General features: G+C 68.7%; 28 protein-coding genes. 7 read left to right on the top strand and 21 right to left on the bottom strand.

Annotated features, from left to right (window positions below; translation table 11 throughout):
• Positions 1-56 precede the first annotated feature (56 nt).
• From MU521_RS09985 to MU521_RS09955, 7 genes are all read right to left on the bottom strand, one after another.
• Positions 57-728, bottom strand: coding sequence for a glycerophosphodiester phosphodiesterase (locus tag MU521_RS09985; protein ID WP_092691975.1), 672 nt, complete (start codon positions 726-728; stop codon positions 57-59).
• 111 nt (positions 729-839) lie between these two features.
• Positions 840-1,724, bottom strand: coding sequence for a hypothetical protein (locus MU521_RS09980; RefSeq protein ID WP_092691972.1), 885 nt, complete (start codon positions 1,722-1,724; stop codon positions 840-842).
• 54 nt (positions 1,725-1,778) lie between these two features.
• Entirely contained in the window at positions 1,779-2,690 is a 912-nt protein-coding gene (locus MU521_RS09975; protein WP_092691969.1) for an arginase family protein, read from the bottom strand.
• The gene (locus tag MU521_RS09970; RefSeq protein ID WP_092691967.1) at positions 2,690-3,073 is read right to left on the bottom strand and encodes a translation initiation factor IF-5A; all 384 of its coding nucleotides are present in this window, start codon (positions 3,071-3,073) and stop codon (positions 2,690-2,692) included. The genes MU521_RS09975 and MU521_RS09970 overlap by 1 nt, the downstream gene beginning before the upstream one ends.
• 67 nt (positions 3,074-3,140) lie before the next feature.
• On the bottom strand, positions 3,141-3,518 hold the full coding sequence (locus MU521_RS09965) for a MaoC/PaaZ C-terminal domain-containing protein (RefSeq protein WP_092691965.1): 378 nt from the start codon (positions 3,516-3,518) through the stop codon (positions 3,141-3,143).
• 41 nt (positions 3,519-3,559) lie between these two features.
• Positions 3,560-5,440 carry an ABC1 kinase family protein gene (locus MU521_RS09960; RefSeq protein ID WP_092691961.1) on the bottom strand — a complete coding sequence of 627 codons (1,881 nt, stop codon included), beginning with the start codon at positions 5,438-5,440 and terminating at the stop codon, positions 3,560-3,562.
• An 18-nt stretch (positions 5,441-5,458) separates the two neighbouring features.
• The gene (locus MU521_RS09955) at positions 5,459-5,821 is read right to left on the bottom strand and encodes an Hsp20/alpha crystallin family protein (RefSeq protein ID WP_092691957.1); all 363 of its coding nucleotides are present in this window, start codon (positions 5,819-5,821) and stop codon (positions 5,459-5,461) included.
• A gap of 109 nt (positions 5,822-5,930) precedes the next feature.
• Here MU521_RS09955 and MU521_RS09950 point away from each other — a divergent pair, with 109 nt between their 5' ends.
• On the top strand, positions 5,931-7,181 hold the full coding sequence (locus MU521_RS09950) for a molybdopterin molybdotransferase MoeA (RefSeq protein ID WP_092691954.1): 1,251 nt from the start codon (positions 5,931-5,933) through the stop codon (positions 7,179-7,181).
• Between the two features lie 88 nt (positions 7,182-7,269).
• Positions 7,270-9,174: a molybdopterin biosynthesis protein gene (locus MU521_RS09945; RefSeq protein WP_092691952.1), complete on the top strand. Its 1,905-nt coding sequence runs from the start codon at positions 7,270-7,272 to the stop codon at positions 9,172-9,174.
• Between the two features lie 3 nt (positions 9,175-9,177).
• Here the strand turns inward: MU521_RS09945 and MU521_RS09940 are convergent, their stop codons facing one another.
• Positions 9,178-9,876, bottom strand: coding sequence for an HAD family hydrolase (locus MU521_RS09940; RefSeq protein ID WP_092691949.1), 699 nt, complete (start codon positions 9,874-9,876; stop codon positions 9,178-9,180).
• 107 nt (positions 9,877-9,983) lie between these two features.
• Positions 9,984-10,739 carry an acetoacetate decarboxylase family protein gene (locus MU521_RS09935; protein ID WP_092691946.1) on the bottom strand — a complete coding sequence of 252 codons (756 nt, stop codon included), beginning with the start codon at positions 10,737-10,739 and terminating at the stop codon, positions 9,984-9,986.
• A 155-nt stretch (positions 10,740-10,894) separates the two neighbouring features.
• On the opposite strand from MU521_RS09935, the gene MU521_RS09930 reads away from it, so the two are divergent.
• Positions 10,895-11,536, top strand: coding sequence for a class I SAM-dependent methyltransferase (locus MU521_RS09930; RefSeq protein ID WP_092691943.1), 642 nt, complete (start codon positions 10,895-10,897; stop codon positions 11,534-11,536).
• Positions 11,537-11,555: 19 nt separating this feature from the next.
• Here MU521_RS09930 and MU521_RS09925 read toward each other — a convergent pair whose 3' ends face one another.
• On the bottom strand, positions 11,556-12,260 hold the full coding sequence (locus tag MU521_RS09925) for a class I SAM-dependent methyltransferase (protein WP_092691941.1): 705 nt from the start codon (positions 12,258-12,260) through the stop codon (positions 11,556-11,558).
• A 2-nt stretch (positions 12,261-12,262) separates the two neighbouring features.
• Entirely contained in the window at positions 12,263-13,681 is a 1,419-nt protein-coding gene (locus MU521_RS09920; RefSeq protein ID WP_092691939.1) for a radical SAM protein, read from the bottom strand.
• Between the two features lie 133 nt (positions 13,682-13,814).
• Here MU521_RS09920 and MU521_RS09915 point away from each other — a divergent pair, with 133 nt between their 5' ends.
• Entirely contained in the window at positions 13,815-14,576 is a 762-nt protein-coding gene (locus tag MU521_RS09915) for a DUF547 domain-containing protein (protein WP_092691937.1), read from the top strand.
• A gap of 59 nt (positions 14,577-14,635) precedes the next feature.
• Here MU521_RS09915 and MU521_RS09910 read toward each other — a convergent pair whose 3' ends face one another.
• The 3 genes from MU521_RS09910 to MU521_RS09900 are packed head-to-tail and all read right to left on the bottom strand — an operon-like array spanning position 14,636 to position 15,633.
• Complete coding sequence (locus MU521_RS09910) at positions 14,636-14,887, bottom strand: ribbon-helix-helix domain-containing protein (protein WP_092691934.1); 252 nt, start codon at positions 14,885-14,887, stop codon at positions 14,636-14,638.
• 54 nt (positions 14,888-14,941) lie between these two features.
• Complete coding sequence (gene lwrS / locus MU521_RS09905) at positions 14,942-15,358, bottom strand: LWR-salt protein (protein WP_217630143.1); 417 nt, start codon at positions 15,356-15,358, stop codon at positions 14,942-14,944.
• A complete protein-coding gene (locus MU521_RS09900) occupies positions 15,355-15,633 on the bottom strand; it encodes a 4a-hydroxytetrahydrobiopterin dehydratase (RefSeq protein WP_092691932.1) in 279 nt (92 codons plus the stop codon). Before MU521_RS09900 ends, lwrS begins: the two co-directional genes overlap by 4 nt.
• A gap of 83 nt (positions 15,634-15,716) precedes the next feature.
• On the opposite strand from MU521_RS09900, the gene MU521_RS09895 reads away from it, so the two are divergent.
• Positions 15,717-16,913 carry an MFS transporter gene (locus MU521_RS09895; RefSeq protein ID WP_092691929.1) on the top strand — a complete coding sequence of 399 codons (1,197 nt, stop codon included), beginning with the start codon at positions 15,717-15,719 and terminating at the stop codon, positions 16,911-16,913.
• Between the two features lie 2 nt (positions 16,914-16,915).
• Here MU521_RS09895 and hemA read toward each other — a convergent pair whose 3' ends face one another.
• The 6 genes from hemA to MU521_RS09865 all read right to left on the bottom strand — a co-directional run bounded on the left by hemA (position 16,916) and on the right by MU521_RS09865 (position 20,977).
• A complete protein-coding gene (gene hemA / locus MU521_RS09890) occupies positions 16,916-18,247 on the bottom strand; it encodes a glutamyl-tRNA reductase (protein WP_092691926.1) in 1,332 nt (443 codons plus the stop codon).
• Positions 18,244-18,891, bottom strand: a complete 648-nt coding sequence (locus MU521_RS09885) for a precorrin-2 dehydrogenase/sirohydrochlorin ferrochelatase family protein (RefSeq protein WP_092691923.1) — start codon at positions 18,889-18,891, stop codon at positions 18,244-18,246. The genes hemA and MU521_RS09885 overlap by 4 nt, the downstream gene beginning before the upstream one ends.
• 13 nt (positions 18,892-18,904) lie before the next feature.
• Positions 18,905-19,978: a siroheme decarboxylase subunit beta gene (gene ahbB, locus MU521_RS09880; RefSeq protein WP_092691920.1), complete on the bottom strand. Its 1,074-nt coding sequence runs from the start codon at positions 19,976-19,978 to the stop codon at positions 18,905-18,907.
• Positions 19,979-20,030: 52 nt separating this feature from the next.
• Positions 20,031-20,444: a DUF5778 family protein gene (locus MU521_RS09875; RefSeq protein WP_092691917.1), complete on the bottom strand. Its 414-nt coding sequence runs from the start codon at positions 20,442-20,444 to the stop codon at positions 20,031-20,033.
• A gap of 141 nt (positions 20,445-20,585) precedes the next feature.
• Complete coding sequence (locus MU521_RS09870) at positions 20,586-20,780, bottom strand: cold-shock protein (RefSeq protein ID WP_092656603.1); 195 nt, start codon at positions 20,778-20,780, stop codon at positions 20,586-20,588.
• Positions 20,781-20,782: 2 nt separating this feature from the next.
• Positions 20,783-20,977, bottom strand: a complete 195-nt coding sequence (locus MU521_RS09865; protein ID WP_092691914.1) for a cold-shock protein — start codon at positions 20,975-20,977, stop codon at positions 20,783-20,785.
• A 105-nt stretch (positions 20,978-21,082) separates the two neighbouring features.
• Here MU521_RS09865 and uppS point away from each other — a divergent pair, with 105 nt between their 5' ends.
• Together uppS and MU521_RS09855 are read left to right on the top strand one after the other, a co-directional pair.
• A complete protein-coding gene (uppS, locus tag MU521_RS09860) occupies positions 21,083-22,012 on the top strand; it encodes a polyprenyl diphosphate synthase (protein ID WP_092691911.1) in 930 nt (309 codons plus the stop codon).
• A 163-nt stretch (positions 22,013-22,175) separates the two neighbouring features.
• Positions 22,176-23,372 carry an outer membrane protein assembly factor BamB family protein gene (locus MU521_RS09855; RefSeq protein WP_092691909.1) on the top strand — a complete coding sequence of 399 codons (1,197 nt, stop codon included), beginning with the start codon at positions 22,176-22,178 and terminating at the stop codon, positions 23,370-23,372.
• 214 nt (positions 23,373-23,586) lie between these two features.
• Here MU521_RS09855 and MU521_RS09850 read toward each other — a convergent pair whose 3' ends face one another.
• The gene (locus MU521_RS09850) at positions 23,587-24,195 is read right to left on the bottom strand and encodes an undecaprenyl diphosphate synthase family protein (protein WP_092691906.1); all 609 of its coding nucleotides are present in this window, start codon (positions 24,193-24,195) and stop codon (positions 23,587-23,589) included.
• Between the last annotated feature and the right edge of the window lie 18 nt (positions 24,196-24,213).

Below are 24,213 nucleotides of genomic sequence, written 5' to 3'. Positions count from 1 at the left end.
GGCGGAGAAACCCGCCTGCGCCGCCCGCGGAGTCGATCAGCCGTAGCCGGTGCCTCTCATTCGATCCAGCCCGTCACGTGGGGGGAACTCGCGATGAGTCCGTCGACGCCACGCCGTGTGAGCGCCCAGGCACCGGGGCTGGAGTCGACGGTCCACGCGTTGACCGCCAGTCCCGCCTCGTGGGCGTCGGCGACGACGCCGGTCAGCAGACACAGCCACGCGTTCGGGTGGACGAACGCACAGTCGAGCTCCCTCGCGACCGCGAGGTCGTCGTTCGGTGTCAGTCCGAGCACGTAGGCCAGTTCGACGTTCGTACTCCCTTCGGGGTGGACACCGCGGAGCGCCTCGGGGTCGAACGACGAGATGATGACCTCGTGTGGTGTCGATTCGGCCATCGAGAGCGCCTGGTCGGTGATTTCCGGGTCCTTCAGCTCGAGATTGACACCCACGTCGGCGGGGATCGAGTCGAGGACGGTACCGAGGGTCTGGATCCCTTCGCCGTCGTGGGCGTCGAGCGCGGCGAGCTCGGACGCGGTCAACTCGTCCACCTGGTCGACGCCGTCGAGACCGATATCCACGAGCGCGTTGTGTGCGACCACGAGTTCACCCGACGCACACCGGCGAATATCGAGTTCGACCATATCCGCGTGTGGAACCGCACCTTCGATGGCTGCAACGGTGTTCGCGGAGTATTGCTCGTCGAAGCCGCGATGAGCAACGAGCCGCATTGCATTACCATTCCCCGACGAGCGACAAATTTGTTCCGGCCGATGGGTCGAGTCAGTGATCGGCTCCGGAAGTTATGCCGAACGCATCCTCTGTATTCAGCAGCACTTCCCTCACTCCTCGGGCCTGACCAGTTCCCCCTTGCGCTCGCCGACGTACCCCTCACTGACCAGCGCCTCGATCACATCGTCACAGTCCTGCTGGGGGATCTCGTACGCGTTCGAGGCGACAACCTCGATCTCCCCGCGCTCGACCGGGAAATCGCGGTTCTGGAGCAGTTTGATGATCTTCTGGGCCGCGGGCGTCGAGAGGATCGCTGGTTTGTCGGACTCACTCTCCGCTGTCTCCCCATCGTCGACTTCGGTGTGGTCGTTCGCCCCTGGCTCTTCGGCTTCGCCCCCGTCGTCGGTCGCCCTCCCGGGTTCCTCGCCGTTGGCGACCGCATCGTCCGCCTCGGCCGTCTCGGCCGCCGACTCGACACTCGCGGAATCGTCGTCGCTCCTCCCGTCCGCCGACTCGTTCTCTGTTTCCGGCGCTTCGGCATTCGTCACGGCGGCTCCGTCTTCGGCCTGGTCGGTCCCACTGACTGCGTCGGCTTCCCCGCCGTCACCGTCTGCGCTGTCCACGTCGCCCTCGTCGTCCGCATCCCCGTCGTCTTCGGCCGCCGCTGTGTCTTCGACTGCCGTCGCCTCGCCGCTGGGTTCGACGGCGTAGGCGGGTTCCTCGTCCTCGCTCCCCAGACCGGCCGTCGGGTCTTCGTGGTCGGCTTCCAGTGGCGACGGGTCGGGCCCAGCAGCCAGCGGCGTGGCGGCGACCTCCGCGTCGTCGGCGGCCGAGAGCGCCACGTCCAGCACCTTCGAGAGCTTCCGGCGACAGACCGGGCAGAGGTCGACGGTCGGCCGGTCGTCGGTCCCGGCGTCCTCGGGGATCACTGGATAGGGCTCGATCTGTGCGTCAAGCGCTGTGCCGCAGAAGTAACACGACGCGAATTCGGACATGCTCGGGACCCACTCGCGCCACCGTCTAAAAGCTACGTGCCGGGACGCCGTCGATCACTCGCCGGCGGCGTGAGCGAAGACGAACGCGCGCAGGAGCTTCGCCGCCAGCGTCGCCGCCTGTCCGTCGTCGCCGTCGTTGACCTCCACTACGTCGAACCCGTCGGCGTGGGGCGCGACCGCCCGCACCGCGTCGTGCATCTCGCGGGGTTCGAGGCCGAACGGTTCGAGCGTGCCCGTCCCCGGCGCGAACCCGGGATCGGCCGCGTCGATGTCCACGCTCAGGTAGGTCCGGTCCGCCCGCACGGCCGCCGGTGGCTCCCAGTCGGCCACCTCGGCCGGCGGGACGACCGTCACGTCGGCCTCGCTGGCACGGTCCCACTCGGTCTCGCTCCCGGTGCGTGCCCCCAGCACGATGGCCTCGTCGGCCACCGACAGGGCGTGGTGGGTGACGGTCGCGTGACTCAGCGGGTTGTTTGCGTAGGATTCTCGGAGGTCGAGATGCGCGTCGAGACAGACGAAGACGTCCGGATCGACGGCGCGGACGCCCGCGACGGTGACGGTGTGTTCGCCGCCGATAGTTACGGGAATCGCGCCCTCCTCGCGTACGTCTTCGAGCGTGCCCCGCAGAAAGTCCAGATACTCTTCGGTGTCGTCTGTCGGACCGATGTTGCCGTGGTCAGCTACGTCGAGGTCGGTAAAGTGCTGGTCGGTGTGGTGATCGTAGTCGTCGAAGGATTCGGCGAAGTGGCGAACGCGGCGCGGGCCGAACCGGGTGCCGGGCTGGAACGTCGTCGAGGCGTCGAGCGGTGCGCCGACGACGACGTATGCGGCATTCCCGGGAGCGTCGGCGACCGGGGGCTCGCTGGAATCCGTTCCAGCGGTGTTCCCGGGAGCGGCAGCGACTGAGGGTTCGCCGGAACGCATTCCGGCGGTGGAGTCCCGGTGGGCCCGCGCGCCGGGAAACATTAGCTGCGGACGATCTTGCGCTGTTCCTCGTACTCGAGATACTCGATGTCGTCGTCGGGCGACAGGTCGATGTCCTCGGGCACTTTCATCGTAATCGTGTCGTAGGTGTCCAGGTCCATGACCTGTGCCACGTCGGCACTCTCCACGTTGACGACCTGGCCCTGTTTGCGCTCGATGATCGGGACCCAGATCTTCGCGTCGACGGGCTGAGAGAGGTTGCGCTTCTTGCCGTCGAACACACCCTTGCCCTCGATACGGGCCTTCGCACTGCCGTGTTTGCCCGGCTTGGCCGTGCTGTAGGAGTCGATCTCACAGGGTGTGTCGTCCATCATGACGTAACTTCCCTCGTCGAGTTCGCGAACCTCTGTCTGCTGTCTCGCCATGTCCCGCGGTATTCAGTGTACGAGTATAAACGGTTTGGATGCGATCCGTCCCGCTCGCGCCGGATTCTCACCGTAACACGACGCCCTCGAACGCACCGGACAACACAGTCTCGCCCTCGACCGTACACTCGATGTCGGCCCGCACCTCGTCGCGGTCGGTACCTTCGGTGACCTCGGTGAACGTCACGTCACACCGGACCCGCTGACCCGTGTAGACCGGCCGACGGAAGTCGAACTCCATATGACTGGCCAGCACCTCGTTATCGCCCCCGATCTTCGTCGGGAGCGTCGCGGTCAGGAGCCCGTGGACCATCAGCCGACCGTCATCGTCGGGGTCGAGGTGGCGCGGCTGGCGGTCGTTCGAGAGGTCGGCGAACTCGCGTACGTCGGACTCGGAGAAGGTGCGCTCGTAGGTGACGACGTCGCCCTCGGCGATGGCTGGCATAGGACCGAGAACTGGGCCGCGGCCCGTAGCACTTTCGCCGATCAGGACCTGGACCCGGCCCCGGACTCGTCCTCGTCGTCGGCGGCGGTCACGTCGATGTCGGTCCCCGTCTCGCTTTGACCGCCGCCGTCCTCGACCGCGACGGTGGTGCCGCTCGAACGGTCGGCGTCCGCGTCCCCGGCCGCACCGTCCTCGCCCTCCTCCACATCCGGGCCGAACCCGGCCCCGAGGCCGATCTCGCCGACGGCCGACTCTTCGTCACCGGGTCCGTCCTGCCGTTCGCGCATGCTCTGGCGGGTGAACTGGGGTTGGGCACTGATGCCGCGCTTGCTCCGGAACGACCAGTACAGCAGGCCCGCAACCAGCAGGGTTCCCCCGCCGGCCACGCCGGCGGCTTCGACGGTGCTGAACGCGTACAGGACCGCCGTTGAGACGATGCCGGCCGAGAGGACCATCCCGTAGACCAGCCGTTTCGCCAGCGTCGCCAGCAACCCATCGGAGTCCTCGATGTCGGCGTTGACCCGGAGGTCGTCGCGCTCGATCCGGTCGAGCGTCTGCTCCAGTTTCGGCGGCGTTCGCAGCGCCGATTGGGCGGCCTGCTGGACCTCGTCGGCGCGGTCCTCGACGAACTGGCGGATGCCGGCCTCGACGTAGCCCTGATCGCCCAGGTAGTCGGTCGCGACGGAGATGAAGTCGAAGTCGGGATCGAGCGTGACACAGACGCCTTCGACGACCGTCGCCACGCGGAGGACCAGCGCGAGGTTCGCGGGCAGGCGCAGGGGGAACTCGTAGATGGTGTCCTCGACCTGCTGGACGATCTGCTGGACGCGGTACTGCTCGATGTCTTCGCCGCGAGCGTCCGCGATGGCCAGTTCCATCACGTCGCCCATCACCTCGCGGTCGGCCTCCGGACTGAGCGTCCCCATCTCGATGAGCGTGTCCAGGATGGCGTCGGTGTCCTGCTCGGCCACGGCCATGTAGAAGTCGATGATCTTCTCCTGGATGAACGCGTCCACGTACCCCGACATGCCGAAGTCGTAGAACACCAGGGTCCCGTCCTCCTGCACGGCCAGATTTCCGGGATGGGGGTCGGCGTGGAACACGCCGTCCTCGACGATCATCTGGAGATAAACCCGCTGGAGCGTCTCGGCGATTTCGGTCCGGTCGACGCCCAGATCGTCGAGTTCACGGATGTTCGAGATCTTCGTCCCCGGAACGTACTCCATCGTGAGGACCCGTCCCGTGGAGCGGGACTCGTCCACGTCGGGAATCCGGACCCGCTGGTCTTGGGCGAAGTTTTCGCTGATCTCTTCGAGCATCCGCCGCTCGCGCTCGTAGTTCATCTCCTGGCGGATCGTCTTGGCGAACTCGTCGGCCAGCGTCTCCAGCGAGAACGACCGCGTCTCGTCCACGAACCGCATGATGATCGGCACCGACCACCTGATGACGCGCAGGTCGGCCTCCACGAGGTCCTCGATACCGGGCCGCCGGATCTTCACCGCGACGGGGCCGTTCTCGGTCTCGGCGTAGTACACCTGGCCGAGACTCGCGCCGCTGATCGAGTCGGTGTCGAAGTTCTCGAAGTGTTCCTCGACCGGTCCCAGCTCCGCTTCGAGGACCTGCTTGGCCTCCGCCCACGGCGCGGGGGGCACCTCGTCCTGGAGTTTGGTGAATTCGTCGATGTACTCGGGGGGCAGGATGTCCGGCCGTGTCGAGAGCAGCTGGCCGAGTTTGATGAAGGTCGGCCCGAGCGTCAGCAGGGAGTCGAGTAGCGTTGCGGCCCGCTTGCGGCGCTGTTCGGCCGAGACCTGCCGGGACTTGCCGAACAGCAGGAACCGGTTCCGGTCGCGGGCGTAGGCGAGCAACAGCGGCAGAAACTGCCGTGCGACGGTGAGGAACCGTCGGTACGCGCGGAGGTTCACCGAGCGGCCACCTCGGCGTCAGGCGTCCGCGTCCGCGATGGGAATTGACGCGTCCGGCTTGGCACCCGCCTTCGGCAGGCGGAGTTCCAGGACGCCCCGGTCGACGGTGCCCTCGGCGTCGGCACCCGTCGCGTCCGGCGGCAAGGGGAGTTCGGCGTCCAGAAAGAGCGCGCGTTCCTCCTCGACGTAGCGGAACTCCGTGGGGAGGTCCTTCTCGCGCCGCGCCTCGATTTCCAACCGGCCTGCGGACACCTGCACGTCGACCGTCTCGGCCGTCGCTCCCGGCAGGTCGATCACCAGGAGATAGGTGTCGTCGCTCTCCAGCAGGTCTGCAAACACCGTCTCGGGGAGGTCCCGCAACGCATCGCGCAGCGCTGACATGGGGACAGCTAGGGACTGATAGGCGAAAAAGCCCGCGGTCGCGCCTCGTGTTTCCGTCCCGCGCTCGTTCGCCCGACGCTTTTTGCCCGCCCCGTCCCAACGGAGCGGTATGACTGACCCACGCGAGTCGGGCTTCAAGGACGTGACGCCGATCGCCGAGGCCCGCGAGCGACTCCGGGAGGCGGTCACCCCCCACGACCGGACCGAGACTGTCCCGCTGTCGACGGCCGCGGGCCGGACCGTCGCCGAGTCAGTGACGGCCCGCCGAGCCGTCCCTCACTACGACCGGGCGGCCATGGACGGGTTCGCCGTCCGGGCGAAGGACACCTTCGGTGCCGGCGACCGCTCGCCCGCCGTCCTGCGAGTGGGCGGCCACGCCGAGGACGGCGACGAAGTCGTCCCCGGGGAGGCCGTGCGCGTCCACACCGGGAGCGAACTCCCGCCCGGCGCGGACGCGGTCGTGATGGTCGAGCAAACCGATACCGTCGCCGAGGACGTGGAGATCTTCGACGCCGTCGGCGAGGGAGAGAACGTCGCCCCTGCCGGCGAGGACGTTGCGTCTGGGCGCCCCCTCTACGAACCGGGCCACCAGTTGCGCCCTTCCGACATCGGCCTGCTGAAATCGACCGGCGTCACTGAAACCGAGTGTTACCAGCCACCGACCGTCGGCGTCGTCCCGACCGGGGAGGAACTCGTCCAGGCCGACCCCGCCCCGGGCGAGATCGTCGAGACTAACGGGTTGACCGTCGCCCAGTACGTCGAGCGCTGGGGCGGCGTCCCCGAGTACCGCAACGTCGTCACCGACGACGAACACGCGCTCCGGGCGGCCATCCAGCGCGACCTCACGAAGGACATGATCGTCACCACCGGCGGCTCCTCCGTCGGCGAGCGCGACCTCCTCCCCTCTGTCGTCGACGACCTCGGCGAGGTGCTGGTCCACGGTGTCGCCGTCAAACCCGGCCACCCCGCCGGCTTCGGCGTCGTCGAGGAGACCCCTGTCATCATGCTCCCGGGCTATCCGGTGGCCTGCATCGTCAACGCCCTCCAGTTGCTCCGCCCAGCGACGAAGTGGGCCGGGCACATGCCCATCTCGGCGCTGCCCGAGACCGAGGCCGTCCTCGACCGAAAGATCGCCAGCGAACCCGGCGTCCGGACGTTCGCCCGCGTGCAGCTCGACCGGGACAGTCCCGCAATCGAGGACTCAGAGGACGTACCGCGGGCCGTTCCCACCAGAGCGAGCGGCGCGGGTGTCCTCTCCTCGGTCGCGCTGGCCGACGGCTGGGTCGTCGTCCCCGAGGAACGCGAGGGGATTCCGGAGGGTGAACGCGTCGCGGTGCAGGACTGGGAGTGGTCTCCATGAGCCACCGGAAGGCGTTCCTGCTCGCTCGCTCCGCTCGCTGTGCGGGGCTGCGACTTCCGAGCGTCATTTTCTCACCAGGGGTGAGAAAATGACAGACCGCAAGGAGTTCCGCGACCTCGCGCCGCCCGAGGACGCCCACGACGCCATCGCCTCGCTGGATCTGGGTGGGGGCACCGAGACCGTCCCGCTCCGGGAGGCCCGGGGCCGCGTGCTGGCCGAGCGGATCGACGCCGAACTGGACGTGCCCGGGTTCGACCGCGCGTCGATGGACGGCTACGCGGTCCGGGCCCGCGACACCTTCGGCGCGGACGAAGCAGACCCCGCTCGCCTCGACCTCGTTGGCGAAGTCCACGCCGGCGCGGAACCCGACGTGACCGTCGAGGACGGCACCGCCGCCGAGATCTCGACGGGCGCGGTCATGCCGCCCGGTGCGGACTCGGTGGTGATGGTGGAGAAGACGGACGAAGCGGACGGTGGCGAGGCAGTACTGGTCCGCACCGCCCTCGCCCCCGGCGACAGCGTGATGCTCGCGGGCGCGGACGTGGCCGCCGGCGAGCGCACCCTCGGCCCCGGCACTGAACTCACACCCCGCGAGATCGGTCTGCTCTCGGCCCTGGGCGTCGACGAAGTGCCCGTCCGCGCGAAGCCCAGAGTCGGCATCATCTCGACGGGTGACGAACTCGTCCGGCCCGGCGCGGACCTGAACTCCGACGCCGGCCAGATCTACGACGTGAACAGCTACACGACCGCCACGGCCGTCGAGGAGGCCGGCGGCGAGGCGGTCCTCTACCCCCACGCGGGCGACGACTACGAAGAGATGGAGGACATTCTCACGGAGGCCGCGAGCGAGTGCGATCTCGTCCTCTCGTCGGGCTCGACCAGCGCCTCCGCCGTCGACGTGATCTATCGGGTGATCGAGGAGCGGGGCGAACTCCTCCTCCACGGCGTCGCGGTCAAACCCGGCAAGCCGATGCTGATCGGTCGGCTCGACGGCGGCGACTCGCCGTCGGCGTACGTCGGGCTGCCGGGCTATCCAGTTTCGGCCCTCACCATCTTCCGGACGTTCGTCGCGCCTGCGATCCGCGAGGCCGCCGGCCTGCCCGAGCCACGAGCCGCGACCGTCGACGGCGCGATGGCCGTCGAGGAACGCTACGCCGAGGGTCGCCGGCGGCTGATGCCCGTCGGATTGGTCGAAGACGAACACGGCGACACCCTCGTCTACCCCGTCGACAAGGGCAGCGGCGCGACGACGAGCCTCGTCGAGGCCGACGGCATCGTCGAGGTCCCCGCCGAGACGGAGTACCTCGCGGCGGGCGAGTCCGTCACGGTCCAGTTGTTCTCGCCGGACGTCCGCGCCCCCTCGCTCTACGCCGTCGGCGAGGACGACCCCGCGCTCTCCCGACTGCTCGACCGCCTCGACCGGCCGCGCTCCCTCTCGCTGGGGACCCGGGAGGGCCTGCGCCGTCTGCGCAACGGCGTGCCGGACGCGGCCGTCGCCGCCGGTGACCCCGAGGTCGCCGCCGACCACGAGGACCTGGGCGGCTGGACCCGCGAGTGGGGCCTGCTCGTCCCCGAGAACAACCCCGACGACGTGGACGGCGTGGCGGACCTCGTGGACGACGACCTGCGCCTGCTCAACCGCGGGACGAACTCCGGGCTCCGGGCGGCGCTGGACGACGCCCTGGACTCGCTGGCAGAGGAACGCGACACCGCCCGCCGCGAGCTGACCGACGCCATCGACGGCTACGAACTCACGGTGAAAGCCCACGAGAGCCCTGCCCGGAAGGTGCTGGCCGGTGACGCCGACGCGGGACTTGGCCTGCGGGCGACCGCCGCGAAACTCGGCCTCGGGTTCGTGTCGCTGGGCGAGCAGGACGTGCGCGTGCTGGCCAATCCCGACCGGACCGGGAAAGAGGGCGTCACGGCGCTGGCCGATGCCGTGGCGAACGTCGGGTCGGTGCTGGCCGATCTGCCGGGATACGAGTCGGCGTAGAACTCAGTCGCCCGCCGTCGACTCGCCGCCGAGTTCGGAGAAGCTCTCGATCCGGCGGTCGCCCAGCACGCACTGGCCCCGGCGGTGCGGGTCGTGGCGCTCGACGTGGATGCCGTCGAGGCCGGCGTTCCAGGCCGCGCCGATGTCGTGCGGGCCGTCGCCCGCGAGGACACCGGAAACGCGATGCGCTTCCGAGCCCCCGCTCGCTCGGCTCGCGGGGACACCCGCGTGTCCATTGTAGCCGACACCGAGATCGTCCATGGCCAGCTCGACCGGCCCGGGGTCTGGTTTCCAGCCGATCTCCTCGGTACAGCAGACGACGGTGTCGAACCAGTCGCGGATGTCCAGCCGGTCCAGCACGGGATCGGTGAGGTACTGCTGACAGTGCGTGACGAGGCCGACCGGGGCGTCCAGGTCCGCGACGAAGTCGGCGTCGTCGTAGAGGTAGGTGTGTCGGGCCCGGGCCTGGGCGTCCTCCACGTCGTGGAACGTCTTCCAGAACTGCGCCACGTCGACGCCCCACTCGGCCAGTTGCTCGTTGCGCGACCCGCCCAGACCGTGCCAGATGATCTCGGCCTCCCGGTCGGTGAACCCGCGACCGAGGCGGTCCCCGACCTCCTCGAACACGCCGCTGACGTAGTCGGGCTGGACGTCGACCAGCGTGCCGTCGAGATCGAGCAACCAGAAGTCGTAGGACACCATCTGACTCGGGATCGTGTGGCTACGGGATTAGTCGATAAGTGCCTTCTGTCCGTTTCGGGGCCGCGTACCACCGGACGAAACGGGGATGCACGACCTGCTCGGCCCCGTCAGACCGTCCCGACGGGCTCGCCGGCCCCGATCACGAACTCGCCGTCGAACCAGAGCCGCGCCAGCGCCCGCGACCCCAGATCCAGCTCCCGGAGCCGGTCGGCTCGTGGGTGGTCCCCCAGCGTCCACTCCACCTGGGCCGAGCAGGGCCACCCGCCGAGGTTCCCGTCCAGCGTCAGCGGCTCACGGAGGATCTGCCCGTCCTTGACGGTGTAGGACGCGCCGTCTTGCACCTGGTCGATTGCTGGCGCCTTCTCCACGTCCAGCGTGATCACGTCCTGGCCGTCGGCTCTGACGGTCGTTCGCCGCCCGGCCACGTGGTCGTCGTGGTCGATCTCGGCGACCTCCTTCGGGTACCCCCAGATGTCGACGCCGAGCGCCTTCGCGGGTTCGGTCGTGACCGGCAGGTACCAGACGTACCCCGACGCACCGTGGGTGGCCAGCGACGCGAGCGGCCAGGAACGCTCCCCGGCCTCGACGGCCGGGAACATGACGCTGAACTCGTCGTAGGGCGTCATGATGTCGTCGCCGATCCGGTGGTACTCGACGGCGAGGACGGTCACCGCCGCGCGCCGCGGCGTGGCCCGGATCGGCGCGAGTCCCCGCGGGAGCAACTCGTCGACGGCCCCCCGGTCGGCCGAGAAGATCGCGCCGTACACCGTCGCGTCCGTCGATAGCGGCACCGAGACCGTCTCCCCCGTCGACAGCGTGATCGGTTCGTCGACTGTGCCCCCCGGCTGTGGCGTCGTCCCCATGCCTGCGCCTGTCTCCCCGGGCGCAGAAAGCGTTGTCGCCGCCCGGGGTCGTGCGCCGCCCGCCGAAATCCCCTTTCCGATGCCGGTCGAAGGGCCAACCCAATGACAGACTCGCAGACGGCGCTGGACCCGCTCACCATCCCACGGGTGAGAGCGTGAGCACGCGCGGTCAGCGGCTCTACGACTGGTGGAGTCGCCACACCGGCGCGCAGCGGCTCCTCTACGGGCTGGCGTTCTTCGGTCGCGAGGGGACCTTCCGCCGGCGCGGCGTCGAGGCGCTCGCGCTCGACCACGGCGAACGCGTCCTCGAACTCGGCTGTGGGCCGGGGACCAACTTCGCGGCCCTCCGCGAGCGCGTCGGCCCCGATGGAACCGTCGTCGGCCTCGACTACAGCGCCGGGATGGTCGAACGCGCCCGCGAGACCGTCCGCGAAGCAGGTTGGGAGAACGTCCACGTGGTCCGGGCCGACGCCGCGACGCTCCCCGTCACCGGTTCCTTCGACGCCGCCTACGCCGCGATGTCGCTCAGCGCGATGCCCGACCCCGGAGCCGTCCTCGACGCCACCCGGTCGGTCCTCGCGCCCGGCGGCCGGTTCGCGGTGCTGGACGCCCGCCCGTTCCAGTCGCTCCCCTGGCGCGTTCTCAATCCCGTGATCCTCCCCCTGTTCCGGGCGAGTACGAACTGGATCTCCGAGACCGAGGTAACCGACGCACTGGCGACGGCCTTCCCCACGGCGTCGGTCGACGACTACTACGGCGGGAGCGTCGTCGTCGCGACGGCCCGGTTGGAGGAGTAAGTTGCCGTCGTCGTCCCGCTCACTCCGCGGTCGCGACCAGCGAGACGTAGCTGACCCGACCGTCCTCGACGGCGGCTTCGAGGTCCTCGATACCCGCCAGGAGTCGGTCCCCTCGCGCACCGAACAGCCCCAGCAGGCCCTCGTAGTCGACGGCGGCCGCGACCTGCTCGCGCATGGCCAGCAGGTCCTCGCGGTGATCGCGGACCTCGCCGAGGGCGAAGCTATGCCCTTCGATCCGGTCGAGGAGTGCCGCCCGCTCGCGCTCGCCGGTGAGACAGAGCGCCTGCGCGACTGGCTCGGGGAGGTCGGGCACGTCGCCGTCGACGACCACGTCCGAGAGGGCGAGTCGGCCGCCCGGACCGAGGACGCGCCGGCTCTCCGCCAGCGCCGCGTCCACGTCGTCGGCCAGACAGAGGACACACTCCGAGAGCACCACCTCCACGCCACCAGTCCGGACGGGGAGCGCCGTCAGGTCGCCCCGGACCGCGCCGTCGCCGCCCGGGTCGCGATCCAGTCCGACCGCCCGCGCGCCGCGGTCGCGGGCCAGGTCGAGCGCCCCGCCTGCACCACAGCCCGCGTCGAGCAGTCGCGTGTCCGCGCCCACGTCAGCGCGGTCGAGCAATCGCCGGGTCGCGTCGGTCCCACCAGGGTGGAGGGGGTCACCCAGCACGCGCCGGAGCGCGCCCCAGGGGTTCGCCAGCGCGGCGTCGAGTGGGTTCTGCACGGTCAGTCACCCTCCTCCGGGACCGTCTCGCCCTCGCCCCCGTCGGCGGCCGGCGGGTCGTCCACGTCGAGGTCCGCGAGTTCGGGGGCCTCGACTGCGGGCCGGCCGCCCCAGTCGTGACGGTTCCGGAGCGCGTAGTCGCCGTCCTCGGTCGTCATGTTGTAGCCACAGAACGGCACGAGGTCGCCGTCCGGCGTCGGGACGGAGATACAGCAGTTGTCCAGCCGCTCCACGTCGGCGGCGTCGGCGTCCATGAACCCCGTGATCGAGACCGGCAGGACCTGATCGAACAGGTCCGCCGCGCCCGCGGGGAGGTCCATCCCGCCACAACAGCCCGCCGCCGAACAGGCCCGCTCTTTCCCGGCGGTCGTGTTCGCCAGCAACTCCATCCAGTCGCCCTCGTCGACCAGTCCGGACAGCGAGTCGAACGTATCGTCGTCGATGAACGTCGTCAGTGCCGTCGCTCCGCCGTCGTCGTCGGGTTTGAGTGCCGTCGCCAGCTGACAGTACGACGAACAGCAGGGGATCGGCAGGAGGTCCCGCGGGTCGAGCGCGTCCACCTGCGCCGCGAGCCGGCGCGCCACCTCGTCAAGCGGAAATCGACCCTCGCTCTCGGCGTACCGGCCGAAGTGAGCCACCGGCTGGAAATTGATCGACTGCACCACGTCCGCGTTCTCCAGGCCGAACCGCACGATGTCGCCCATCTCGTCGTCGTTAGTCCCCGGGACCACGGTCGGCACCAGCACGACCGGCAGGTTCGCGTCCCGGCAGGCTGCGATGGCCTCGCGCTTTTCGGCCGCGATATCGACCTCCCGTATCGCCTCGTATGTCTCCGGTCGCAGGCCGTCGAACTGCAGGTAGACCGCGGTGACACCCGCCGCTGCCAGCCGGCCGGCGTACCCATCGACGGTCGCCAGTTTCAGCCCGTTCGTGTTCACCTGGACGTGTTCGAACCCCATCTCCCGGGCGCGCTCCACGAGGTCCGGCAGGTCCGCCCGCACTGTGGGCTCCCCGCCCGAGAACTGGATGGGCCGCGGGCCGCCCTCGGATCTGACGGTCTCCAGCAGCTCGACGATCTCCGCGGTCGGGCGGTGCTTGCCGCCCGGCCCGGAACTCGCGAAACAGTACGAACACGAGAGGTTGCAGTCCGAGGTGACCTCGACCACCGCCAGACAGGCGTGGTCGTTCTCGACGGTCAGGTCCACCTCGTCGGTGTCGGTCGAGAAGTCGGGGCCGAAGGCGTCCGCCCACTCCCAGTGGTCGCGCGAGCCCCAGACCTGCCGGCTGGTCGTCCCGTGGTCCGGACACGTCCGCGTGAGATGCACCCCGTCGCCCCGGTCCTCGTAGGTCCCGGGGACCCGTTCCAGACACGCCGGGCAGAGACTCGTCGTCTCCGCGAGCGTCGTCGGCTCGTTTGCCATGGGTCCCCTAGCGACGAAGCTTTGTTAATGATATGGGCTCTGTGTACGGCGACTACAGAGCCGGCGACGGGCGTGTGCGCGACCGGTACCGGACCGCACAACGCTTTTTGACGCACGAGCCTCCCGTACTTCCATGAGCGACGGGGCGACCCCGCTGGGTGAGAAGACGACGGTGCGAGAGACCACACCGGACCTCGCCCCGACCGACTGTGCCCGGAAACTCCTCGCCGCCGTCCGGGCTGACGACTCGCCCGATCCCTACCTGGAGCGGCTGGCCGCCTACGACGAGGCCGCGCTCGAACCGCTCCGGTCCGATCCGGACCTGGCGCTGGCCTTCTGGTCGAACTGTTACAACGCGGGCACCCAACTCCTGCTCTCACGCCGGCCCGAGCTGTACGAGAGTCCGTTGCGCTTTTTCCGGTTTTTCCGGGCGACCGCCGTCACAGTCGCCGGAACGGACCTGAGTCTCGACGCCATCGAACACGGCATCGTCCGTGGCAGCCGAACGAAGTACGGCCTCGGGTACCTGCCACGGCTCCTGGCCGGCCGCTTCGAGCGCCGGTATCGTCTGGCCGACCCCGACCCACGGGTCCACTTCGCGCTCAACTGCGGCGCGGCCAGTTGCCCCGCGATCCGGGCCTACGAGGCCGACCGCATCGACGAGCAACTCGACCGCGCGACTCGCGCGTATCTGGACGCGACCGTCGATCACGACCCCGAGGCCGGCGTCGTGACGGTCCCGAAACTGTTCCGCTGGTACCGCGGCGACTTCGGCGGTGGCTCGGGTATCCGGGACCTGCTCCGGGAGTACGGTGCGATTCCGGACGACGCGAGCCCGCGCCTGCGCCACCGCGACTGGGACTGGTCCCGCGCGGCCGGCAAGTTCGCGGACTGACGCGCACGGCTCTCGCCGGCCACCGGACTCAGTCCGGAGGACTCCCTCCGGTCGTCCTCCTATCCCTCGTCGACCCCGACATCCACGCCCACGTCCACGTCCACGTCACTCAGTCCCTCCGACAACCCGCCGAGAGCGCCACTGCTCTCGCCGCTCTCGGCCTCGACGGCGTCGACCCAGGCCACGAGCGCCGCCTGCACCGCTTCGGACCGCCCGTCGTACCCACCGGCGGCACCCGCCTCGTCGACCGCCGCCAGCAACGCCGTCGGTAGTTCGACTTCGATCGCCGTAGTATCGTCGTACCCACTCATACTTCCAACTCATGTTCCGTGAAAGAAAGGTGTGCTGATTCGACAGGCCGTCGCTCAGCCGTCGCCGTCGACCACGCGGATCGACGAGCCGAGGTATTTCGAGAGGACTCCGGACGTGCTGTCGGCGTTGAACGGGTCCAGATCGGCGGCGATCTCGGCTCTCAGTGCGTCGAGGTAGGTCTCGTCGGTCCGGAGTTCCCGGAAGTCGACTGACAGCACCGTGACGCCCAGCGCGTCTTCGGTCTGTTCACGGAGATAGTCCGGGTCGTTCAACGCGCCGCGCCAGCAGTTGTCCCGGAAGAACAGCCACCCGTCCTCGCCGGGCGGGTCGGCCTCCGGGTAGAGTTTCGTCTCGAACTCGGCGGGTTCGGCGCGTAGCTCCGCCGGGGTCGGATCGAGCCGAAACCGACAGCCCAGGACGTACTCGGCGCGGCCTGTCGGGTCGCCCTCCTTACCGCCGTCCGGCGTCACTCGTACACGTCGTCGAACCGCTCGGCGAGGTCGATGTCTTTCTCCGTGATGCCGCCGGCGTCGTGGGTGGTCAGCCGGACCTCCACCTCGCCCCAGGTGATCGTAATCTCGGGGTGGTGCCAGGCGTCTTCGGCGATGCCGCCGATCCCCGAGGCGAAGCCGACGCCGGGGAGATAGGAGTCGAACTCGTAGGTCCGGACGATCTCGTCGCCGTCGCGGTCCCAGTCGTCGGGAAGCTGTGCTTCGATCTCGGAGTCGTCGAGCAGGTCCGCCATGCGAGTACACTCGGGCGGCCGGGTCAAAAAGTCCGGGCTCCCGGCATCGAAATCCCTTCCACGCCCGGGCTCGAAGCCCGGCTGTGACGACCCGTTCGGCTCGCACCGCCCTGGCGACGGTCGTGTTCGCCGTCCTCCTGGCACAGGTGTTGCTCTACCCCGGTATCGACACACTGGTTGCGGCCCTGGGTGCCGACACCACGCTGGACGCGAGTATGTGGTTCCTCGCCGCCGAATTCGGGGCGTTCGTTCTCTTTGCCGGCCTCTGGGGCGCGGCCAGCGACGCCGCCGGCCGCCGGGTCCCGTTCATCGTCGCCGGCGCACTCGGCGGCGCGGCCGGCTACGCCCTGCTGGCCGGCCTCCCGCATGTGATCGACCTCCCCTTCCTCGCCGTCCTCGGCCTGCGAACACTGCAGGGCGCGGCGACCATCGGCGCGTTCTCGCTGTCGATCACGATGCTGATGGACCTGGAGGGCGGCCACGGCCGCAACATGGGCGCGGCTGGCATCGCCATCGGCGGCGGGACGGCACTGGGCGCGCCGCTGGGCGGCCAGCTGTACGAGGTCAGCCCGTTCGCGCCGCTGATCGCCGCCAGCGCACTGCTGGTCGCCGTCGGCCTCCTCGCCGCCCGCGTCACCGACCGAGCGCCGGGCGAGAACCGGGGTCGACTCGGCGCGGTCCGCGAGACCGTTCGGGAGACGCCCGCCATCCTCGTCCCTTGTGCGTTCGGCTTCGTCGACCGGCTCACTGCGGGCTTTTTCGCCCTCGTCGGAACCCTGTACTTCCGGGAGGTGTTCGAGCTCTCACCGGGCAGCACGGGCCTGATGCTCGCACTCTTTTTCGCGCCTTTCGCGCTCTTCCAGTACCCGTTCGGCGTCCTCTCGGATCGGATCGGCCGCACCATCCCCGTCCTCGTGGGGTCGACGCTGTACGGCCTCGTCGTGATCGGCGTCGGACTCGCGCCGACCGTCGCGCTCGCCGGCGCGGCGATGGTCGCAGTCGGCGTGATCGGCGCGCTGATGGCCCCCGCGACGATGGCGCTGGTCACCGATCTGGCGGCCGACGATCAGCGCGGCGTCGCGATGGCCGCGTTCAACGCCGTCGGCAGTCTGGGCTTCCTGGCCGGCGTCCTCGTCGGCGGGACCGTCGCCGACGAGTACGGGTATTTCGCCGCGTTCCTCACCGTCGGCGGGATGGAAGTCGCCGTCGCGACGCTGGCAGTGCCGGCCTTCCTCAAACTGGGTATCCCGGGCGTCGCGACGCGAGCCCGCGAGTCGTAAAATCAGTCGTCCAGCTGGTTGAGGACTGCCTGGGGCATCTCGGCCTTCATGTCCTCGGGGATCTCCTCGGGGTCCATGCTGGAGACGAACTCCGGCACGTCCGACCCGAACTCCGGATCGAACAACTGGAGCGCGGTGTTGATCGTCGTCCAGTCGTCCTCTTCGGCCGCGTCGCGCAGGCTCTGGGTCGGCGGCGCGAGCAACTGGCTCACCAGCGCGTCGGCCATCGACTCGACGACCTCGCGTTCCTCCTCGTCCAGATCGAGCTTCTCCAGCGCCGTCGATAGCTCGCGGGCCTTCATGCGCTCGGCGCTCTCGTACATCCCCGCGATCACCTGATCGGCCCGTTTGCGCTTGTACTGGGTCAACAGGTGCTCGAACTCCTCGTCGACCAGCTGTTCGACCTTCTCCGCGGCCGACTCCCGGCGCTTCCGGGAGGCCGCGGTCACCGACTCCAGCGCGTCCATGTCCTTGACCGTCACCGAATCGAGGTCGTCGGCCGCCGGCGGCACGTCGCGGGGCTGTGCCAGGTCGATTACGAGCGTGTCTCCGGCCCGGTCCATCGTCTCGACCGTGACGACGTGGTCGGGACTGCCCGTCGCCGTGATGACCAGATCCGCGCGTTCGATGGCCGTCGAGACGCCGTTGAGTCCGAGCGCGTCGCCCGCCACGTCGAGTCGGCTCACGAGATGTTCGGCGTGGGGGACGGTTCGATTGGCCACGAGAACGCGCTCGACGGCCCCGTCGAGGGCCTTGGCGACCAGCGACCCCATCTCGCCCGCGCCGACGACCAGCGCGGTCGCGCTCGCGAGGTCGCGCTTCCGGTTGGCGAGGTTGACGGCCGCGCTCCCCAGCGAGACCGTCCCCTCGTTGATGGCGGTCTCGGTGCGGGCGCGCTCGCCGACGTGCATCGCCTTGGTTACGCCGTTTTCCAGCACCGGCCCCATCGCACCGACGCCACGGGAATCCTCGTACGCGTCTCTGACCTGGCCGAGGATCTGGTCCTCGCCCAGGACGATGGACTCCAGGCCGGCCGCCACGCGCAGGAGGTGGCGCAGGCTCTCCTCGTGTCCCATCTCGACGACGGCGTCGTCGGACACGTCCGCGCGATATCGCTCCAGGGCGGCCCGGCCGACCGACGCCTCCGGGGCGACGACGTAGGCCTCCGCACGATTGCAGGTCTGGAGGACGTACGCTTCCTCGACGCCCGACTGATCGAGTAGTGACTCGACGGCCCGACGCTGGTTCTCGGTACAGGCCGCCTCGATGTCGTCGACGCTAGCCTGCCCGTGGGCGATACTGACACCCGCGATCACGCCGGCTCCGTTTATCACTGTAAATCACCCGTCACGTCCGCAATCACGTCCTCGGCCGCTTGCCGAGACTTTGTCCTGCCACTATCTAAATGCTTCCAAACTCGCCCGGATCGCACGACCGCCCGGATCGCATCCCGACGCCGCTCTGGATCTACCTCGTCAGCCTGCAACTCCGCCCGCAACTCCCCTGTCAGCCGCGCCATCTCACCGGCCCCGTCGATGTCGTCCTCGATTCGCTGGCGCAGGTACCGACTCAGCGCCGGACTCGTCCCGCCCGTCGAGATCGCGACCGTCACCGGTCCGTCTCGCACCGTCGCCGGCACGACGACGCTCTCCGGGTCGCGCTCGCCGTGTTCGTCCGTGCGATTCACCAGTGCGCCCGCGTCCCGTGCGGCGTGCTCGATGGCCGCGTTCAGGTCGCCGTCGTCGGTCGCGGCCACCACCAGTGCGGGATCGGTACCGTCGATCCACTCCTCGACCGCATCGATATCCGGCGCGGCACGGACCCGCTCGGCCCCGCCGAAGTCCGCGTCCGCGAACGTCGGGCTGACGACGACCACGTCGGCCTCGCGTGCGAACCGCCGGGCCTTCCGCGCGCCGACCGACCCACCGCCGAAGACGAGGACGGTCGCGCCCGTGAAGTCGTGCAGGAGCGGGATCAAACTGCCCCTCCCATCAGTCGCCGGCCTCCTCCGGTTCGACGGTGTTGGCCTTCGCACGCTCGTCCATCCGGATGCCGGTCTTCTTCAGAATCCGGGTCGAAAAGAGCGTGTCCCAGTCCGCGTCGGCCACGTCCCAGAACTCGTCCATCTTCTCGCGAACCTGCTGGACGCGCTCGGCGCTCTCTGCCTCGCTGCGACCGTGTGTCATCGCGAAGAAGTTGTACGGCCAGACTCCCTCGTGGCGGGGGCGCTCGTAACAGTGCGTGACGAACCCCAGCGACGCGACGGCCGGCCCGACCTCGTCGACGACCTCGTCGGGCACGTCCCAGACCGTCATGCCGTTCTCGGTGTAGCCAAGCGAGTAGTGGTTCGGGATCACGCCCACGCGCCGGACCTTTCCTTCCTCGTCGAAGCGCTTTATCGTCTCCAGTACCCATTCCACGTCCTCGCCCAGTGCCTCGGCCACGTCCCGATAGGGCGTCGGCGAGATCGGGAGGCCGTCCTGAATCTCCAGCACCAGATCCAGTTCCGCCGGCGTCAGCGAGGTCCGGTCGGTCGGGGTCACGTCGGGCCCCAGGTGCGACAGATCAACGCCCCCCTCGGGAACCGGCCCGTCCAGCAGAAACTTCGCTTCCACGCGGAACTCCTGCTGTTTGGGCAGGTTGTAGGTCTCCTGGCCGGTGTCGTCCTCGATGGAGGCGAGTACCTCCTCGACCGCGTCGGCGTCGGGGACGCTGACGACGAACCACATGTTGAGGTGCGGATGTTCGCGCTCGTAGTTGTGCGCCACCGCGTCGTAGGAATTGACCTGTTCGGCCACCTCGTCGTACCGGTCCTCGGGGGCGTGCATGGCGACGAGCGTGGCTGCGCCGCCGATCTCCTCGGCGTTGATCAGTGCGCCGAATCGGGTCAAGACACCCTCGTCGTCGAGGTCCCTGACTCGCTCGAAGAGGGCGTCGGCGTCGACGTCGACGCCCCGATCCCGGAGCGCCGCGGCCGCCGGCTCGAAGGGGCGCTCGACGACCGGGAACCCGCCCTGGAAGGCGTTGACGACCGCCCGGTCGACCCGCGAGAGGTCTTCGCTCATACCCGAACGTCGGGGTCGGGGCGGCATAAATCCGCGCTTGTCCGGCCGCGAGTCAGCCCGACTCTGCCACCGGTTCGACCGTGTATCCGTCCTCCCGGACTGCCTCGACCAGCCCCTCCTGGTCGGTGTCGGCCTCGTAGTAGAAGACGATCTTGAACTCCTCCTCGCGGAGCAGTTGCTGGCACTCCCAGACGAACTCGTCGCCGTCGAGCGTGCGTCCCTGGTGCTGGTTCAGCCCGAACTCGGTGTCGTCGTTGCCGGAGTAGACGTAGGTGTCCTTGGGATCGACGCCCGCGTGGTCGGCGATCAGCTCGCCGATCTCGATGGTCGTCTCGTGGAGCGCGGCCTCGTCGTCGCTACCCAGTTCCGTGTGGACGATGATCCCCACGAGTTCGATCTCGCCGGGTTCGAGCAGCGCCTCTGCTCGCTGGTAGAGGTCCGGATCGATAGGGTCCTGTGTCTCCATTGTTCGATGCTGGCCGTCCCGTCCTCATACCTCTCACGGTCTCGGACCGACCCCGGACGACGGTCCGCGACGGTGCCGCCGCTCGATAGGTTGCGTCTCGGGGCCAGCGGCCCCGCACAGTACCGCGACTGACGTGCCCGGTTACAGGCGCGTGAGGTTCTCTGCGCGCGGGCCCTTGTCGGCCTGCACGATGTCGAACTCCACTTCCTGCCCTTCTTCGAGGTCGGGACCGCCGACGTCTTCCATGTGGAAGAAGACGTCCTCGTCCGCGTCCTCGGTGTCGATGAAGCCGTAGCCACCCGTGTCGTTGAAGAAGTCGACTGTGCCTTCCGCCATGGTTACAGTCGCTCCAGATTTTCCGCACGCGGGCCTTTGTCGGCCTGCACGATGTCGAACTCGACCTCCTGACCTTCCTCCAGGTCGGGGCCGCCGACGTCTTCCATGTGGAAGAAGACGTCCTCGTCCGCGTCTTCGGTATCGATGAATCCGTAACCGCCAGTGTCGTTGAAGAAGTCAACCGTACCGGTCGCCATTGCACCTACTCAGAGGACGTCACCGTATTAAAAGCCTGTGGGTCACCCCACCCCAAACCAGCGCCGAGGACAAGATACTTATAACGGGGTGAGAGTTTTCCTACAATGCTCGCGTGGGTGCGCCAGCAGGCGCTATCGGGGTACGAACGACTGTTGCGGTGGGAGCTGTCGGGGATGCCGGATCACGTCGCCGTCATCCAGGACGGGAACCGTCGCTACGCCAGAAACAAGGGCGAGGGGGCCACGGAAGGCCATCGCGCCGGTGCCGAGACGACCGAGGCCATGCTCAACTGGTGTGACGAACTCGGCGTCCAGGAGCTGACACTCTACACGTTCTCGACCGAGAACTTCGACCGCCCGGTCAACCAGCGAGAGGCCCTCTTCGACCTGATCGAGGAGAAGTTGTACGAGTTCGCCGACGCCGACCGCGTCCACGAGGGCGAGGTGAAGATCCGGGCCATCGGCGAGACGCAGGACCTCCCGGGTCGGGTCCGCACCGCCATCCAGTACGCCGAGGGTCGCACCCGCGACTACGACGAACTCCAGTTGAACATCGCGCTGGCCTACGGCGGCCGCGCGGAACTGCTCGGGGCCGCCCGCGACGTGGCCCGCGACGTGGTCTACGACGACCTCGACCCCGACGAGATCGACGCCGAGACCGTCGAGGAACGACTCTACGAGGGACCGTCCCGCGACGTGGACCTCATCCTCCGGACCGGCGGCGCCGAACGCACCAGCAACTTCCTGCCCTGGCACGCCAACGGCAACGAGGCCGCCGTCTTCTTCTGTACCCCCTACTGGCCCGAGTTCCGGAAAGTGGACTTCCTCCGGGCGATCCGCACCTACGAGTCCCGCGAGGAGTCCTGGCGGACCGCACGCGCCAAGCGTGCCCTGGCGCTCGTTCGGGCGATGGGCAGCGCCGAACTCGACGAGGCGCGCTCGGTCCTCAGCCGGTTTCGCGACGCGCTCCCGAGCGAAGACCGCGAGGCCGTCACCGAAGCCGTCGACGACGGCGACGTCAACCCCGCCGACTGATCCGCGGGCCTCGCCTGCGCGACGTGGACCCACCGCCCGCCGAGAACTGGGCGAACGTCCACTCGTCTCGCGTTGAGTTCGATTCCTTTCCGCGAACGTGTCGCAGAAATATGATTATTACCGCCAACGGATCGTTTTAGCCGTCCGTGTCCTGTCGAAGGGTATGCGCAGGCGGGTGTTCCTCGGTACGGTCGGGAGCGCCATCGTTGCAGGGTGCAGTTCCGATTCGACCGACGGTTCGACTGAGACGAGTACCGACTCGACGACAGACGGGACCGAAACGAGTGTCACCACTTCGAACCCCGACCCCGAGCCCAGTGGCGAGCCCACGTTCGAGCAGGCGTGGGAACTCGACCGTGGGCCGGAAGAGCGTGAACAACTCGTCGTCGGGAGCGACGTCGTCCTCTGGGAAACCGGCGACCCGATGACCGTCTGTAACGACCTCGTCTCGGGGGCAGAGCGCTGGACACGCGAGAAGTTCTACAACGATAAACTCTACCCGACGGCCGACCGGATCTACGGGCTACCGAGCGGCGAGGACGTCGTCGAGGCGCTCGACCCGCAGTCCGGGGAGGCACAGTGGACGGTCCCGCTCAGCGACGTCATCGGCGAGGGGGCCGTCGAGGGTGCCCGGGCCAGCGGGCTGGCGATCCCTGTCCCCGGTGGCGTCGCCGTCAGTGCCAACGGACTGGAGGAGAGTGGATCGGCGATCCTCGACGGCGACTCCGGTGAGATCCTGGCGCGAATCAGGCAGGGTGGCCAGCGTCGCCAGCTATCGAACCCGGCCCAGGACGGCGGACAGCTGTTCACCTCGTCGGGCCGTCCGCTCTTTTTCGCGTACGACCTCGAGGCGTACGAGGTTCAGTGGTCGATCGACAGGGACAGTTTCACGACCGGGAGCCCGGGGAAAGACGGATTCGCCGTCGGACCGGACCGGGTATTCACGCCGGCCCAGACGGTGAACAACTACGGCCGGTCCGCGGTCCCGGCCCGCGCGTACGACCGAACCGACGGCAGCGTCGAGTGGGAAGTCGAGGCGTCCGACCAGTTGACCGCGCCGTACGGGTACGCCGACGGCACGCTCGTCTTCGTCGGCCGCGAGTCGGTCGGCGTCGACCCCCGAACGGGCGAGATCCAGTGGACCTACTCCCACGACTCCCGCCCCGTCGACCATCCGGTGATCACCGACCGCGGCGTGATCGTGCTGGAACAGGGTGGCCCGATGGTGGCACTCGACCCCCAGTCCGGCGACGAGGTCTCCAGCGTCGACCTCCTCGGCGAGTTCGTCGACGGCACCGACTCACACGTCTTCGTCGGCGGCGCGGCGACCGAAACCGGGTACGTCTGCTATCGATACTGACCATCCGCCGAACTCCGCTGCCGCGAACGAATCCCAAACTTCCGGCAGACTCGCTGCGCTCGCCTGCCGGCGTTTGGACAGTTCCCTGCGGTCACTGTCGGAACCACCGCCGGTCCGCTCCCGCCGGTCGCTCCCCGACGTGATTTGGCCTACCGGCCAAACTTCCGGCAGACTCGCTGCGCTCGTCTGCCGGCGTTTGGACAGTTCCCTGCGGTCACTGTCCAAACCTCCGCTGGCGATCCTGAAAATCCCGTATCGCCCGGAGGTACTCCCGTTTCCGGAAGTCACGCCAGTTCACGTCCGTGAAGTAGAGTTCGGAGTAGACCGACTGCCAGATCATGAAATCCGAGAGCCGCTCGGCCCCGGTCTTGATGACGAGGTCGGGATCGGTCGGGAACACCAGGCGTTCCTCGATGTCGTCCTCGTCGATCTCGCCGGGTGTCAACTCGCCGTCGTCGACCTCTTCGGCGACGCTCCGGACGGCGGCGGCGAACTCGTGTTTCCCGCCGAGGCCGATGCTCACCTGGATGGGGGCGTCGGCCCGCCGGTCGTCGTCGGGGCCGCGGACGGCCATCTCGCGGGGCGCGCCAACGTCTTCGAGCGCACGGCGGAGCGTCGGGACGGCCTCTTCGTCGAGGACGGAGACGTAGACCATGACGCGCTCGGCACCGTACTCGACGGCCCAGTCGAAAAACGACTCCAGGGTGTCGTAGGCTCCCTGCTCCAGCAGGTCGCGCTCGGTGATGACGACGGCGACGTTGTCGGGCGTCGCCTCGTCGGCCCACTGGGTTCGGACCGCGAGGTATCGGTCGTAGATGCCCACGGACTGCGTTTCCCGTCA

The organism is Halorientalis regularis, assembly GCF_023698535.1.
GTDB lineage: Archaea > Halobacteriota > Halobacteria > Halobacteriales > Haloarculaceae > Halorientalis > Halorientalis regularis.
The sequence above is the reverse complement of the archived record's forward strand: the minus strand, read 5'-3'. Positions and strand labels throughout refer to the sequence as shown.

Bases quoted from the DNA above. Each gene is read 5' to 3' on its own strand.
- MU521_RS09940 (WP_092691949.1), bottom strand. From the start codon at position 9,876: ATGGTGTCCTACGACTTCTGGTTGCTCGATCTCGACGGCACGCTGGTC.
- MU521_RS09980 (WP_092691972.1), bottom strand. From the start codon at position 1,724: ATGTCCGAATTCGCGTCGTGTTACTTCTGCGGCACAGCGCTTGACGCA.
- MU521_RS09865 (WP_092691914.1), bottom strand. From the start codon at position 20,977: ATGGCGACCGGTACGGTTGACTTCTTCAACGACACTGGCGGTTACGGA.
- MU521_RS09855 (WP_092691909.1), top strand. From the start codon at position 22,176: ATGCGCAGGCGGGTGTTCCTCGGTACGGTCGGGAGCGCCATCGTTGCA.
- MU521_RS09965 (WP_092691965.1), bottom strand. From the start codon at position 3,518: ATGCCAGCCATCGCCGAGGGCGACGTCGTCACCTACGAGCGCACCTTC.
- MU521_RS09900 (WP_092691932.1), bottom strand. From the start codon at position 15,633: ATGGCGGACCTGCTCGACGACTCCGAGATCGAAGCACAGCTTCCCGAC.
- MU521_RS09870 (WP_092656603.1), bottom strand. From the start codon at position 20,780: ATGGCGGAAGGCACAGTCGACTTCTTCAACGACACGGGTGGCTACGGC.
- uppS (WP_092691911.1), top strand. From the start codon at position 21,083: ATGCTCGCGTGGGTGCGCCAGCAGGCGCTATCGGGGTACGAACGACTG.
- MU521_RS09975 (WP_092691969.1), bottom strand. From the start codon at position 2,690: ATGTTTCCCGGCGCGCGGGCCCACCGGGACTCCACCGCCGGAATGCGT.
- MU521_RS09915 (WP_092691937.1), top strand. From the start codon at position 13,815: ATGAGCGACGGGGCGACCCCGCTGGGTGAGAAGACGACGGTGCGAGAG.
- MU521_RS09955 (WP_092691957.1), bottom strand. From the start codon at position 5,821: ATGTCAGCGCTGCGCGATGCGTTGCGGGACCTCCCCGAGACGGTGTTT.
- ahbB (WP_092691920.1), bottom strand. From the start codon at position 19,978: ATGAGCGAAGACCTCTCGCGGGTCGACCGGGCGGTCGTCAACGCCTTC.
- MU521_RS09910 (WP_092691934.1), bottom strand. From the start codon at position 14,887: ATGAGTGGGTACGACGATACTACGGCGATCGAAGTCGAACTACCGACG.
- MU521_RS09970 (WP_092691967.1), bottom strand. From the start codon at position 3,073: ATGGCGAGACAGCAGACAGAGGTTCGCGAACTCGACGAGGGAAGTTAC.
- MU521_RS09985 (WP_092691975.1), bottom strand. From the start codon at position 728: ATGCGGCTCGTTGCTCATCGCGGCTTCGACGAGCAATACTCCGCGAAC.
- MU521_RS09950 (WP_092691954.1), top strand. From the start codon at position 5,931: ATGACTGACCCACGCGAGTCGGGCTTCAAGGACGTGACGCCGATCGCC.
- MU521_RS09935 (WP_092691946.1), bottom strand. From the start codon at position 10,739: ATGGGGACGACGCCACAGCCGGGGGGCACAGTCGACGAACCGATCACG.
- MU521_RS09875 (WP_092691917.1), bottom strand. From the start codon at position 20,444: ATGGAGACACAGGACCCTATCGATCCGGACCTCTACCAGCGAGCAGAG.
- MU521_RS09945 (WP_092691952.1), top strand. From the start codon at position 7,270: ATGACAGACCGCAAGGAGTTCCGCGACCTCGCGCCGCCCGAGGACGCC.
- MU521_RS09920 (WP_092691939.1), bottom strand. From the start codon at position 13,681: ATGGCAAACGAGCCGACGACGCTCGCGGAGACGACGAGTCTCTGCCCG.